Source organism: Aquirufa lenticrescens, assembly GCF_019916085.1.
Classification (GTDB): domain Bacteria; phylum Bacteroidota; class Bacteroidia; order Cytophagales; family Spirosomataceae; genus Aquirufa; species Aquirufa lenticrescens.
In genome coordinates, this window is sequence record NZ_CP049834.1 from 2,085,895 (window position 1) to 2,098,376 (window position 12,482).

Annotated in this window: 12 protein-coding genes; 7 read left to right on the forward strand and 5 right to left on the reverse strand. The window is 40.2% G+C overall.

The window, feature by feature from the left end:
- Positions 1-60: 60 nt before the first annotated feature.
- Positions 61-1,464 carry a tetratricopeptide repeat protein gene (locus G9X62_RS09285; RefSeq protein WP_223130444.1) on the reverse strand — a complete coding sequence of 468 codons (1,404 nt, stop codon included), beginning with the start codon at positions 1,462-1,464 and terminating at the stop codon, positions 61-63.
- A gap of 86 nt (positions 1,465-1,550) precedes the next feature.
- Here G9X62_RS09285 and G9X62_RS09290 point away from each other — a divergent pair, with 86 nt between their 5' ends.
- From G9X62_RS09290 to G9X62_RS09315, 6 genes are all read left to right on the forward strand, one after another.
- Positions 1,551-2,480: a Ppx/GppA phosphatase family protein gene (locus G9X62_RS09290; protein ID WP_223130445.1), complete on the forward strand. Its 930-nt coding sequence runs from the start codon at positions 1,551-1,553 to the stop codon at positions 2,478-2,480.
- Between the two features lie 54 nt (positions 2,481-2,534).
- Positions 2,535-3,287 carry a MotA/TolQ/ExbB proton channel family protein gene (locus tag G9X62_RS09295; protein WP_223130446.1) on the forward strand — a complete coding sequence of 251 codons (753 nt, stop codon included), beginning with the start codon at positions 2,535-2,537 and terminating at the stop codon, positions 3,285-3,287.
- A 4-nt stretch (positions 3,288-3,291) separates the two neighbouring features.
- Entirely contained in the window at positions 3,292-3,693 is a 402-nt protein-coding gene (locus G9X62_RS09300; protein ID WP_223130447.1) for an ExbD/TolR family protein, read from the forward strand.
- Between the two features lie 5 nt (positions 3,694-3,698).
- Positions 3,699-4,211, forward strand: coding sequence for a DUF421 domain-containing protein (locus G9X62_RS09305; RefSeq protein ID WP_223130448.1), 513 nt, complete (start codon positions 3,699-3,701; stop codon positions 4,209-4,211).
- Positions 4,212-4,276: 65 nt separating this feature from the next.
- Positions 4,277-6,739: a bifunctional aspartate kinase/homoserine dehydrogenase I gene (thrA, locus tag G9X62_RS09310; protein ID WP_223130449.1), complete on the forward strand. Its 2,463-nt coding sequence runs from the start codon at positions 4,277-4,279 to the stop codon at positions 6,737-6,739.
- Between the two features lies 1 nt (position 6,740).
- Positions 6,741-7,676 (forward strand): homoserine kinase, encoded by a 936-nt coding sequence (locus G9X62_RS09315; protein WP_223130450.1) that lies wholly within the window; start codon positions 6,741-6,743, stop codon positions 7,674-7,676.
- On the opposite strand, the gene G9X62_RS09320 is transcribed toward G9X62_RS09315, so the two are convergent.
- Together G9X62_RS09320 and rpsU are read right to left on the reverse strand one after the other, a co-directional pair.
- Positions 7,673-8,542: a tyrosine-type recombinase/integrase gene (locus G9X62_RS09320; protein ID WP_315857613.1), complete on the reverse strand. Its 870-nt coding sequence runs from the start codon at positions 8,540-8,542 to the stop codon at positions 7,673-7,675. The two genes, G9X62_RS09315 and G9X62_RS09320, sit on opposite strands and share 4 nt — an antisense overlap.
- 37 nt (positions 8,543-8,579) lie before the next feature.
- A complete protein-coding gene (gene rpsU, locus G9X62_RS09325) occupies positions 8,580-8,774 on the reverse strand; it encodes a 30S ribosomal protein S21 (RefSeq protein ID WP_130896373.1) in 195 nt (64 codons plus the stop codon).
- A gap of 125 nt (positions 8,775-8,899) precedes the next feature.
- On the opposite strand from rpsU, the gene metG reads away from it, so the two are divergent.
- Complete coding sequence (gene metG / locus G9X62_RS09330) at positions 8,900-10,930, forward strand: methionine--tRNA ligase (RefSeq protein ID WP_223130451.1); 2,031 nt, start codon at positions 8,900-8,902, stop codon at positions 10,928-10,930.
- A 231-nt stretch (positions 10,931-11,161) separates the two neighbouring features.
- Here the strand turns inward: metG and G9X62_RS09335 are convergent, their stop codons facing one another.
- Together G9X62_RS09335 and pth are read right to left on the reverse strand one after the other, a co-directional pair.
- Entirely contained in the window at positions 11,162-11,620 is a 459-nt protein-coding gene (locus G9X62_RS09335; RefSeq protein WP_223130452.1) for a hypothetical protein, read from the reverse strand.
- A gap of 248 nt (positions 11,621-11,868) precedes the next feature.
- On the reverse strand, positions 11,869-12,429 hold the full coding sequence (pth, locus tag G9X62_RS09340; RefSeq protein WP_223130453.1) for an aminoacyl-tRNA hydrolase: 561 nt from the start codon (positions 12,427-12,429) through the stop codon (positions 11,869-11,871).
- Positions 12,430-12,482: the final 53 nt, after the last annotated feature.

Below are 12,482 nucleotides of genomic sequence, written 5' to 3' on the forward strand. Positions count from 1 at the left end.
GAATCGAAAATTAAAAATTAATTGACTGAGTGATACTGATAAAATGATGAACGGCAAGAATTATTTCTTATACTGTTGAATTAACTTATAAATCGCCTTTTGTGTTTCCATGTTTGGAAAATATTCAAAAATTATTTCGTGCTTATCATAGTCCAATAAAAGACCAGACTCCAAGAAATGAAAGGCCTCTTTAAATTGCCCTGCTTTAATTAAAAAGATAGCTGCGCGGTAATATAGGTCAGCTTCCTCTGGAAGTTCATCGATGGCAGAAAGCATAATCTCTGCGCACTTTTCGAAGTCATTTAAGTCGTAATGTAATTGCGCCCATTTGACCCAAGTAGGAGCGAAGAAAGAGTCTAGATCAACGGATTTGGCATAGGCCTCATCAGAAGAAACGGGATTGCCTAAATAGGCTTCCACATCCGCTAAACCCGTCCAGTACAAGGGATTAGTGTCGTTTAATTTCAATGCTTTCTTCAAGAAATGTAAGGCTTCAAACCACTTGTCCAGTTCAGTCAAGCAAACGGCTAAACCATAATAGCCTTCATCCCAAAGAGGATCTACCTTAATCGCCTCCTTATAATGCGTTAGTGCTTCATCAAAACGACGCTGACGTTCAATGCTAGCCCCTAAGCAGCAATATAATTCCGGGTTAGGATCATCGTATTTTAAGCAAAGTTGATACGATTCCTCGGCCTTCGCATACTCCTGAATGTTCATATAGGTATTCCCTAAATTAAATAGGGAAGACCCAAAGGTAGGTTCAATGGCAAGCGAATATTCATAGGCATCGATGGCCTTTTCAAATTGCTTTAGCTTCGAATAGGCGATACCTAAATTGTACCAGGCTGTGAAAGAAAAGGGGTCAGCATCAATGAACTGCTTATAATAGGGGATGCTTTCCTCAATTTTGCCTATTTCATCTAAGCAATTTGCGAGTTCCACTAGGGCATTTTCATTCTCAGAATTAAGCTCTAAGCACTTCTTTAGCATATCTACCGCCTCGCGGGGTTTTCCCCAGGCTTGGTAGCTCAAGCCGATACGGAAATAGACTTCGTCTTTTTCTTCTGTTCGGTCTAATGAAGCTAAAAACAGTTGAATAGATTCTTCATGTTGCCCCATTTGGCTTAATAAATAGCCTTTAACGAGGGTTAATTCGATATCGTTCGGGAAAAGTAGGATGGCATTTTCAATTAATTCCATCGCCTCTTCTGGCTTTTGCATTTCGCCTAAAATTTGCGCTTTCAGGGTAATTAATTCTAGCGAATAACTGAAATGACTCAGGCCTAAATTAACGGCCTCTAAAGCTTGATCAAAACGCGATTGAACAAAGTAATGTTCTGCGATTTGTTCTAAAGTCTCTGCATCGAAAAACGCGTTTTCTTGCTGATTCAACATATTCTCGTACCGTTGAACGGAAGACTGAATGTCTTCTTTATTTTCGTCGAATTCGGGATCTAGCATTTTTCAGGATACATTTTTACTAAAATAAAGAATATTATTTATTCTTGAACGCCTTTTCGGCTTAATTTTGTTCCAAACATCTGATAATGTCAAAAATCTGCGCCATTGCGGACCTCGGTACGAATACCTTTCAATTATTGATTTCACCTTTATCTGAATTTCGGGTGGAGGAGCATTTGCAGCGACCGGTCGGTTTAGGAATGGGCGCGATGGAGGAGGTGATTTTACAACAAGATGCGATGGATCGGGCTATTGCTTGTTTGACAGAGTTTAAACATGTTTTTCTGGCCAAAGGTGGGGATATGAGCCATTTTTATGCCATCGGAACGAGCATTCTTCGCCGTGCCTCCAATTCAATAGAATTTCAGGAGCGTGTCTTTAGTGAATTAGGGATACGCATACGTATCATTGACGGAATCCAAGAAGCAGAATTTATTTATGCTGGTATACGAAATTCTTTGCCTCAACGTTGGGAGAAAACGAGTTTGGTGATGGATATAGGCGGAGGAAGTGTGGAGTTTATCTTGTTTAGAGGTGAACAGGTATTATATCGAGTGAGTTTGGAAATAGGAGGATTGCGGTTGAAATCGCTATTTTCAGTGGATAATGAGTTTAATTTATCTGTTGTACCTGATTTAGATGCGTATGTTTCGAAGGAAATGATACCGCTGTTGGAGGCTTGTCGTGAGGCTAAACCGACTGTTTTAATAGGAGCCGCTGGGGCCTTTGAAACGATATTAGATATTGAGAATAGAGGGGGGGGAACTCCTGCTTCTTGTGAATTAGATGTTCCTGCTTTTTTGCAGCACAAGACAAATTTAGATGCCTTGCGTTATGAAGATCGGGTGGGCTATCCTGGTATGAAAGCTTTCAGGGCAAGTATATTTCCCTATGCGACTTTTTTAGTAGAGAAAGTGTTACGGGAATTAGCTCTAAATGAGCTTTGGTTTTCGTCGTATAGTTTGAAGGAAGGATTTTGGTTTACGGAACTTCAATCTTCCATAAGTCAGCCTTAGAATTTGAAAAAAAAATTGTAAACTTGTAGTAAATAAGATTAATCAATTCATCCTATGGCTTTATCGCTAGCAACTATTTTACTTCAGGCGGGTGTAACCGTCGATTCACTTTCTTCTGCCGTGGCAGATTCTATTGTTAATGCTTCTGGTCCAGTTCAAGAGGTGACTAAAGTAGTCGTAGAAGAATTCTCTGTGTTAGACTTATTAGGAAAAGGGGGATATGTGATGTATCCGATCGGTTTCTTGTTTGCTGCGGCCGTTTTTTTGTTCATTGAGCGCTATTTATATATCCGCAAGACGGCAAAATTGGATGAGAATTTCTTGCACACCATCAACGATATGTTGCAGGCTGGGAATGTGCAAGGTGCGATTAATTTTTGCAAAGCGACCTCTTATCCGATTGCGAAGCTTTTGGAAAAAGGCTTATCTCGTTTAGGTTCTCCTATCCGTGATATAGAAGCGGCGATTGAGAATAAGGCCAAAGTAGAAATCTACAATATGGAGAAGAATTTAGGAATTTTAAGTGCGATTGCGCGTATTGCCCCGATGTTTGGATTCTTAGGAACAGTAACGGGTATGATTCGTACCTTCCACAATATCTCGATCTCTAATAAAATTGATATCTCAACGATTGCTGGTGGTATTTATGAGAAAATGGTGACTTCTGCATCAGGTTTAATCGTGGGTATTATTGCCTATGTACTTTATACCTTGTTAACGACGATGATTGACCGTACGATTAATAAAATGGAAATTACGGCGATCGATTTCTTAGATATTCTTCACAAACCAGCGTCTAAAGCCTAATTCGATGAACTTCAGAAAAAGAGCCAGAGAAGCATCGGAAGTAGAAACAGGAGCCCTAGCGGATATCCTTTTCTTTTTATTGATGTTCTTTTTAATGATTTCGACGCTAGCATCCCCGGATGCAATCAAATTGCTTTTACCAGAAACAGCAAAGCCAATGCCTACGCCTGCGAACGAAGTGATTCGTTTAACAGTGGACGAAAAATTGAATTATTACATAGATGATCGTTTAGTGGATGTAGCGAATTTAGAGACGGAATTGACGAATGAAGTGACCACTAAAAAGGCGGTGACTTTAGTGGTTCGAATGGATCGCAATCAAACAGTTCAAGAATTAACCAATATCTATGACTTGGCAGCTAAATTGAAGTTATCGATGGTAATGGCTGCGGAAAAGAAAAAATAGAAATTATGGAAGGCTATGTAATCATCGCCCTCAAATCAATAGCCGTTTACGTGTTCATCGTAGCGGCTATTCGTGTTTTCGGGAAGAAAGAGTTTGCGCAATTATCGGTGGTGGATGTGGTTTTCATCTTATTAATCTCGAATTCCGTGCAGACGGCGATGGTAGGTGATGATACGAGTTTATCTGGAGGTTTTGTGGCTGCTTTGGCTTTATTTGCGATGAATTATGCATTTAAGCGTATATCATTAGGGAGTGAATCGATGAGTAAAGTCATAGACGGGGAGCCTGTCATGTTGATTTATGACGGGAAAATTCGCCCAAATGCATTGAAAGAAGCATCCATTTCTTTAGAGCAATTAAAGGCAGTAGTAAGGGAACATGGAGTGGAAGAGATAAGTGATGTGAACCTAGCTATCTTTGAAGTAGATGGTAATATTTCTGTATTAAGTGATAATTATCGGAATTTGACTAAAAGAAAACGAAAAGGACACCGGATTCTTGGGCAAAATACGGCCTAAAATCGTATATTTGTCCTATATCTCAGCTGTTTGTAGAGTTGAGAATCATTTTGTTTTCTTAATTAATGGAAAAAATCCTAAAATTCGGTGGGACCAGTTGTGGTAGCATCGAAAGCATTCAATCCGTTTTGGCGATCATCGAGTCAAACGGGAAATCCTCCTCCCATTTTGCTGTTGTCTTTTCTGCGATGAGCGGTGTGACCAATCATTTGTTAGAAGCGGGCACCCTAGCGGCTCAGCCGAAAAGCACGGTAAATACCCTGATTGAGACGATTGAAACACGTCATTTTGAGGTAATTAAGCACTTTATCCCGGTAACTGGACAAAGTCAAGTGATTGCACATGTGCGTACTTTAGTGAATGAATTACGCGATGTGTTGAAGGGGATTAACTTGATTAAGGAGATTTCGCCTAAGACGTCAGATGCATTAGTTAGTTTTGGCGAGCGTTTATCGACGTATTTAATCTTTGCCATCCTACAACAAAAAGGACTTCCGGTTTTCTACGTGGATGCGCGGGAGATCATTAAAACCAATAGCGCTTTCAGTCACTCCGAAGTAGATTTTGAGGTAACGAACCCATTGATTTCTAGTTATTTCGAAGCAAATAAGGGTAAAATAGGTTTAGTGACAGGTTTTATTGCGTCTAATGCAAAAGGGGAGACTACTACTTTAGGTCGCGGTGGATCTGATTATACCGCTTCGGTGATTGGAGCAGCTTTAGGGGTAAAAGAGATTGAGATTTGGACGGATGTGGATGGGATGATGACTGCCGATCCGCGTAAGGTGAAATCAGCCTTTACCATTCCTTCGATTTCGTATGCGGAAGCGATGGAATTGACACATTTTGGCGCTAAAGTAATTTATCCTCCTTCTTTACAGCCTGCATTTGCTAAAAACATCCCGATTAGGGTTCTTAATACTTTTAACCTATCTTTTGAAGGCACTGTGGTTAGTAAGGAGCCTACGGGGAGTCCTTACATTATTACAGGTATTTCGTCGATTGACCAGCTTGCTTTAGTTAATCTGCAAGGTTCTGGGATGATCGGTGTAGCTGGGGTTTCTGCTAAACTTTTTACAGTTCTAGCTCGCGAAAAAATATCAGTTGTCTTGATTTCGCAAGCCTCTTCTGAGCATAGTATTTGTTTTGCCATTGATCCTTCAGTGGCGGATAAGGTGCGAAAAATAGTAGAAAAGGAATTTGCAGCTGAGATCGCGACGGGTGATATTGAGGGAGTAGATATTCAAAAAGAGCTTTCTGTGATTGCTGTGGTAGGTGAGGGGATGCGTAAGCATACCGGTGTGAGTGGTAAATTGTTCTCTTCTTTGGGAAAAAACGGGATCAATATTGTGGCTACGGCGCAGGGATCTTCTGAGTTGAATATTTCGGTAGTGATTGAAAATAAGGACCTTTCTAAGGCATTGAATGTGATTCACGAGACGTTCTTCTTTTCTCAGATTAAAACATTGCATCTCTATTTAGTAGGTGCTGGATTGATTGGAAAGACTTTATTAGCACAAATTATTGGTCAGGAAAATTATTTGGCCAAATACAAAGGCATTAAAATCCGATTAACGGGAATAGCGAACAGTCGTAAGCAGTTAATTCAAGAAGAAGGAATTGAGCTTGATCAGGCCTTACGTTTACTGGATAGTGCAGGAGAGCCGGCTGATATAGTTGGATTTGTAGCGAAAATCAAGGCCTTAAACTTGCCTAATTCTATTTTTGCCGATTGTACAGCGAATAAAGAGATTTATACGAATTACTTAGGCTTATTCCAGTCCAATATTTCGGTTGTAACGCCTAATAAGGTGGCGAATTCTGGGCCTTATGATTTGTATGCGCAATTGCATCAAACTGCTTTGGCTAAGGGAGTTAAGTTCTTGTATGAGACGAATGTAGGGGCAGGTTTGCCGGTGATTAATACCTTGCAAGGTTTAATTGCTTCTGGGGATCGCTTTGAGAAAATTGAAGGGATTCTTTCGGGAACCTTATCATTCTTATTTAATCAATTTAAACCAGGAAAGTCTTTCGGAGAAGTGTTACGTACCGCTAAGCAAAAAGGGTATACTGAACCGGATCCGCGGGAAGATTTAAGCGGAATGGATGTGGCTCGTAAAATTTTAATCCTAAGTCGCGAGATCGGATTGAAATTAGAATTCTCTGACATTACGATTGAAAAAATCATTCCTCCAGCTTGTGAAGCGGCTCCCACAGTAGAGGCGTTCTTTGAGGAAATCGATAAAGCCAATGATTTCTTTGAGAAATTAGTCAATGAGGCCGCAGCGAAAGGCGAAGTCTTACGCTATATTGCTTGTTTAGAGGATCAAAAAATCACGATTGGTTTGCGTTCAGTAGGGCATGATCATCCTTTCTATCAAATGGATGGTGCGGATAATGTGATAGCTTTCACAACTAAGCGTTACCATGATCGCCCATTAGTGATTAAAGGACCGGGAGCGGGTGCAGAAGTGACAGCCTCTGGTGTTTTTGCAGATATTGTTTCTATAGGTAGTCATCTCGCATAATATGGAAAAGATACGTGTTTATGCTCCTGCAACAGTAGCGAATGTGGCTTGTGGATTTGATATCTTCGGTTTTGCCGTGAATCATCCAGGAGATGAGGTCGTTTTAGAAAAGAAATCGACTCCGGGTATCGTCATTAAAGAAATTACAGGTGATGATGGCCGTTTACCCAAAGCGGTAGAAAAAAATACGGCTGGTATTGCCATCCAAAAATACTTAGTACACATCGGTCGTGAAGACCAAGGTTTCGAATTATCCTTGCACAAAGATATGCCTTTAGGTTCCGGATTAGGATCTTCCGCGGCTTCTGCGGTGGCAGGCGTTTTTGCGGCGAATGAACTGATGGGTCGCCCATTATCTCAAAAAGACCTCTTGCCCTTCGCAATGGAAGGCGAGCGCGTCGCCTGCGGCTCTGCGCACGCAGACAACGTGGGTCCTTCGCTTCTAGGAGGCTTTATCGTCATTCGTTCCTACGATCCCTTAGATATCATTCAAGTGCCCGTACCATCGGATTTATATGCAAGTATTGTCCACCCTCAAATAGAAGTAAATACGAAAGATGCGCGTGGAATTTTAGATAAGGAAATCTCTTTATCCACCACCATCACTCAAATGGGGAACGTAGCAGGACTTGTCGCAGGCCTTTTATTGCCTGATTATGAGTTAATTGGCCGTTCTTTAGTCGATGTGATCATCGAACCATCTCGCGCAATCCTGATTCCTGGTTTTGCGGAAGTAAAGGCTGCTGCGATTGCAAATGGCGCATTAGGCTGTTCTATATCAGGTTCCGGCCCTTCTTTATTTGCCTTATCGAAAGGCGAAGAAACAGCTCAAAAAGTAGCGAAAGCGATGGCCGCAGAATTTGCCGCCTTGGGTATTGGATCAGAGCAATATGTCTCCCAAATCAACCAAAAAGGTCCTGTTGTTTTAGCCGATTAGGCTTTCGGATGCGCTTGTAAGTAGATGGCCTTCATTTTTTCCATCGAATTATGCGTATATACCTGCGTGGCAGCTAAATTAGCATGCCCAAGCAATTCCTTGATGGCATTTAAATCAGAGCCTTTATTCAATAGGTGTGTCGCATAGGTGTGACGCAATACGTGTGGAGAAAGCTTCTCTAGTTGGCTATATTCCCCTAGATTTTTCTTGACTAAACGTTGTACAAACATGGGGTACAAGGGTTCGCCTTTATCTGTGAGTAGTAAATGAGTGTGTTCTACTGTGCAAAAGCTGCGATAGGTTGCTATTAAGTCAACGAGTAAGCCAGGAATAGGAATCATCCGTTCCTTATTTCGCTTTCCGATTACTCGGATTGTTTTAGCCGCCAGATTGACTTGATTGTTTTGCAGTGAAATCAATTCAGCAAGACGAATGCCTGTTCCGTAAAGTAAAAACAAGATAAGTTCGTCTCTCGCTTCGCTGAAATTCGTGGCAATCTTTCTGTTATCTACCAGGTTTTCCATCTCCGATTCCCGGACAAATTGGGGGATTTTCTTCGTGGTTTTGACCATCCTGATAGAGGTCATTGGATTTTCTTCGATTTTCCCTGTTCTTAAAAGATACTTATAGAAGGTACGCAATGTGGCCAGTTTGCGGTTAATGCTGCGGTTTTGGATGGAATCATCGGATAAACTGATGAGCCATTTTCGAATGGTTAACGCTTGAACTTGAGATAAATCTGCAGGTGCAATGAAAGCGGTAAACTGTTCTAAGTCAGTAGAGTAGGAGGTAATCGTGTGCGAACTGAGGCGCCTTTCGATGGACAGGTGGTCCAAAAAAAAATTGACTAATTCACGATTCATCATCGAAATTAGTCAATTCCTTTAAAGAATGTATAGGAAATTAGTTATTAATATTTCCGTAAGTGATTTGCTTGTAAGCAGCACGAATCATTTCTTTACGACGACCTACAGAAGGTTTTTCGAAAGCAGATCTTCTACGTAGTTCTTTTACTACACCTGTTTTTTCAAATTTCTTCTTGAAGCGCTTTAAAGCCTTATCAATTGATTCGTTCTCTTTTATCGAAATAATTAACATTTTCTTTTGTCTGTTTTTTTAAATTGTGTGCAAAGATAATCATATTTTTTTGATGCGCAATAGGTGAATCGATTATTTCAATGAATGTTTTTGCCTATTTTTGTGCTTTCATTTTACCCAATTTTATGTCAGACTTTTCACGGACTACCGTTACTGCGGCGTTAATTTATGCGAATGGACCTATTCACATTGGTCACTTGGCCGGATGTTATTTGCCTGCAGATATCTATGTGCGGTATTTGCGTTTGCAGAAAAAGGATGTGATTTTCGTTTCAGGAACGGATGAACATGGTGTTCCAATTACAATTAAGGCGCAAAAAGAGGGTAAAACACCTCAGCAAGTAGTTGATTATTATTACACAGAAATCAAGGATTCGTTCGAGCAATTTGGCATTTCCTTTGATATATATGGAAGAACTTCTGATCCAGTCCATCATGAGGTTTCCCAAGAGTTCTTTTTGAAACTATACAACGAAGGGAAATTTATCGAAGAAGTAACGGAGCAATTCTATGATGAAGAAGCGAAGCAATTCTTAGCAGATCGCTACATTACGGGCGATTGTCCTTCGTGTAAGCAGCCTGGAGCCTATGGCGATCAATGTGAAAAGTGTGGAACAACGCTTTCTCCTACGGAATTATTGAATCCTAAATCGGCTTTAAGTGGTTCTAAACCAGTATTGAAGCCGACTAAAAACTGGTTCTTGCCCTTGGATCAATGGCAGCCAGAATTAGAAAAATACATTAACTCACACCCAGAATGGAAGTCGAATGTGACGGGTCAGGTTAAATCCTGGTTGCAGGAAGGCTTGAAGCCACGTGCGATGACGCGTGATTTGAATTGGGGTGTGCCTATTCCTTTGCCAGATACGGAAGGCAAAGTGCTTTATGTGTGGTTTGATGCTCCCATCGGATATATATCGATGACGAAGCAACTAACGCCAAAATGGGAGACATATTGGAAGGCGAAGGATAGTCGCATCGTGCATTTCATTGGGAAAGACAATATCGTATTCCATTGTTTGATCTTCCCGGCGATGTGTATGGCTCACGGAGGCTACCAATTGGCCGATCAAGTGCCAGCAAATGAATTTATGAACCTAGAAGGGGATAAGATTTCTACCTCGCGTAACTGGGCGGTTTGGTTGCATGAATATTTAGTGGATTTCCCGGGTAAGCAGGACGTCTTGCGGTATGCTTTGACGGCTTCCAGCCCAGAAACGAAGGATGCCGATTTTACGTGGGCTGATTTTCAGACCAAAAATAACTCCGAATTAGTCGCCATTTTAGGCAATTTCGTGAACCGTGCTTTTGTATTAATTGATAAAAATTTCGGTTCTGTGGTGCCTCCTAAAGGCGAAGGTACAGGATTAGAAGCTGATTTAATGGCGGCAGTGGCTGAAATTCCAGCTAAACTTGCGGTAGCTTTAGAAAATTATAAATTCCGCGATGCACTTGTGTTAGCGATGGAAATTGCCCGTTTAGGGAACAAATATTTAGCGGAAGCGGAGCCTTGGAAAATCATGAAAGAGGATCCAGGGAAGGCTGGAACTGTATTGAATTATGCGGTGCAATTAGTGGCTCAGGTAAGTATAGCCTTAGAGCCATTTATCCCTTTTAGTACTCAGAAATTACGTACTGCGCTAGGTATGGAGAGTTTTGAATGGTCAAGCATTGGTGATTTTGAGGTGATTGCTGCAGGAACAGCCTTGCAAAATCCCGGCTTGTTATTCGAGAAAATAGAAGATGAAGCAGTTCAAAAGCAGGTAGATAAATTAGTTCAAACAAAAGCGCATATGGAATTAGCAACTAAAACGGTGCCAGCATTAAAAGAGACGGTAGCCTTTGATGATTTTGCCAAAATGGATATACGCATCGGTGAAATTGTTGCGGCAGAGAAGATGGAGAAGAGTAAGAAGCTGTTAAAGCTTCAGGTGAATGATGGTTTTGTGACAAGAACGATCTTATCTGGTATTGCAGAACATTTTGCGCCTGAAGATCTTATAGGTAAGCAGGTGACCTTCTTAGCGAATCTTGCTCCGCGCAAAATGATGGGAATTGAGAGTGAGGGGATGATTTTGATGGCAGAAGATGCAGACGGTAGTCTAGCATTAGTGCAACCGAACAAGCAAATTTGGAATGGAGGGACCGTTAATTAGGTCCTCATTTTCAGGTAGGTATAAAATAAAAATAAGGTCAGAAGAAACTTCTGGCCTTATTTGTTTAACCTCTAAACCTATTTAACTATGAAAATTTATACAAATATAATGCTTTAGTGGATATTTTATAAGTTTAGTGCAAAAAAAAATAAAAAAAAGGTGAAGTTAAAAACTTCACCTTTTTTGATTACCTCTAAACCTATTTAACTATGAAAACTACTAACAATCTAATTATAACATAACAACCAAGTGCTCTTGTTGTTCTGAACTGTTATCGAAATTAGTGTCGATAACGGGCTCAGTGCTAACAATTGACCAAACTAAGTTGATCTTTTTAGCCTCTTGATTAATCTCTTTGATCCAATTTAACGTCTTTGTGTCTGAAAAATTTTGTCCTTGCTCAGAAATAGTTTTGATTGTTTGGTTGAAAACCACTTTCTCTGACTCAGATACTTTTAAGAACTCAGTCTTGTTATTTTGGAAATCTTGTAAAATCGATATAGTCAAACTCGCTGCGCTTGCGCTCTTTACTTGAGCGTCTTTGCGAATCAACGAGGTGATCACTTCTGATAATGTTTCTGTTTTTACTGATAAATCGTTTGAACGATTAAATGAACGTGCTTCTTCTCCTGCAACCGCAACTAGGTTTAATCCAATTAAACAGCTAGCTAATAATAATGTCTTCTTCATATTTTTGTTATATTTATTATCTAAATCAACGATGCAAAATTATTGCATTTTTTTAATATGGCAAAACTTTATTTTAGTCTATTTCGGGTTAAATTTTTCAGAATATTCCGAATCTTAATTCAAAATCAGAATATTTAATATAATATGTGGAGTATAGCAGAATAATATTTGGCTTATTATTTCAAATCATTTGATTAATTCTTAATTAAAAATTACGGAAAAATTCAAAGATTCTTTAAAAAGTACAATCATTGGTTGTATTTGTTCATTGTTTTGGTGAGTCCTTCAACGCAGAATGTTTCTATTATCTCCGCGGTTTTGTCCAAAATGAAGGGGATTGTCTCTAATTCTGCTTCAGAAAAGTTACTTAAGACATAATCAGCCTGCCTTCCTTTGGCAAAATCACTACCGATTCCCATACGCAAACGTGGGTATTCTGTGCCTCCTAGGACGCCTTCGATACTTTTAAGTCCATTGTGCCCGCCGGATGATCCTTTGGGCTTTAGGCGCAAGGTATCGAATGGGATAGCCAAGTCATCCACTAATACGAGCATGTTTTCCTTTTCGATTTTATAGTAGGAGAGCCAGTAATTCACAGCCTTGCCGCTCAGGTTCATGAACGTAGTGGGTTTGATTAGGTAGATCGTGTGTCCTTTTAATTTATAGGAAGCGATAGAGGCTAGTCGATCGGTTTTGAAGCTGATGTCCTTTTGTTTGGCCAAAAAATCTACTGCCATAAATCCAATATTATGGCGTGTAAATAAATATTGCGGGCCTATGTTGCCCAATCCAACGATTAAAAAGTTCATAGGGTATTGAATTTGTATACAAATTACGCTCAAATTTTTTAGAACACCTCTTT

What these genes read in the sequence shown, in the direction of transcription:
- G9X62_RS09285 (WP_223130444.1), bottom strand. Translation starts at nt 1,464, where the DNA reads ATGCTAGATCCCGAATTCGACGAAAATAAAGAAGACATTCAGTCTTCC.
- G9X62_RS09290 (WP_223130445.1), top strand. Translation starts at nt 1,551, where the DNA reads ATGTCAAAAATCTGCGCCATTGCGGACCTCGGTACGAATACCTTTCAA.
- G9X62_RS09295 (WP_223130446.1), top strand. Translation starts at nt 2,535, where the DNA reads ATGGCTTTATCGCTAGCAACTATTTTACTTCAGGCGGGTGTAACCGTC.
- G9X62_RS09300 (WP_223130447.1), top strand. Translation starts at nt 3,292, where the DNA reads ATGAACTTCAGAAAAAGAGCCAGAGAAGCATCGGAAGTAGAAACAGGA.
- G9X62_RS09305 (WP_223130448.1), top strand. Translation starts at nt 3,699, where the DNA reads ATGGAAGGCTATGTAATCATCGCCCTCAAATCAATAGCCGTTTACGTG.
- thrA (WP_223130449.1), top strand. Translation starts at nt 4,277, where the DNA reads ATGGAAAAAATCCTAAAATTCGGTGGGACCAGTTGTGGTAGCATCGAA.
- G9X62_RS09315 (WP_223130450.1), top strand. Translation starts at nt 6,741, where the DNA reads ATGGAAAAGATACGTGTTTATGCTCCTGCAACAGTAGCGAATGTGGCT.
- G9X62_RS09320 (WP_315857613.1), bottom strand. Translation starts at nt 8,542, where the DNA reads ATGATGAATCGTGAATTAGTCAATTTTTTTTTGGACCACCTGTCCATC.
- rpsU (WP_130896373.1), bottom strand. Translation starts at nt 8,774, where the DNA reads ATGTTAATTATTTCGATAAAAGAGAACGAATCAATTGATAAGGCTTTA.
- metG (WP_223130451.1), top strand. Translation starts at nt 8,900, where the DNA reads ATGTCAGACTTTTCACGGACTACCGTTACTGCGGCGTTAATTTATGCG.
- G9X62_RS09335 (WP_223130452.1), bottom strand. Translation starts at nt 11,620, where the DNA reads ATGAAGAAGACATTATTATTAGCTAGCTGTTTAATTGGATTAAACCTA.
- pth (WP_223130453.1), bottom strand. Translation starts at nt 12,429, where the DNA reads ATGAACTTTTTAATCGTTGGATTGGGCAACATAGGCCCGCAATATTTA.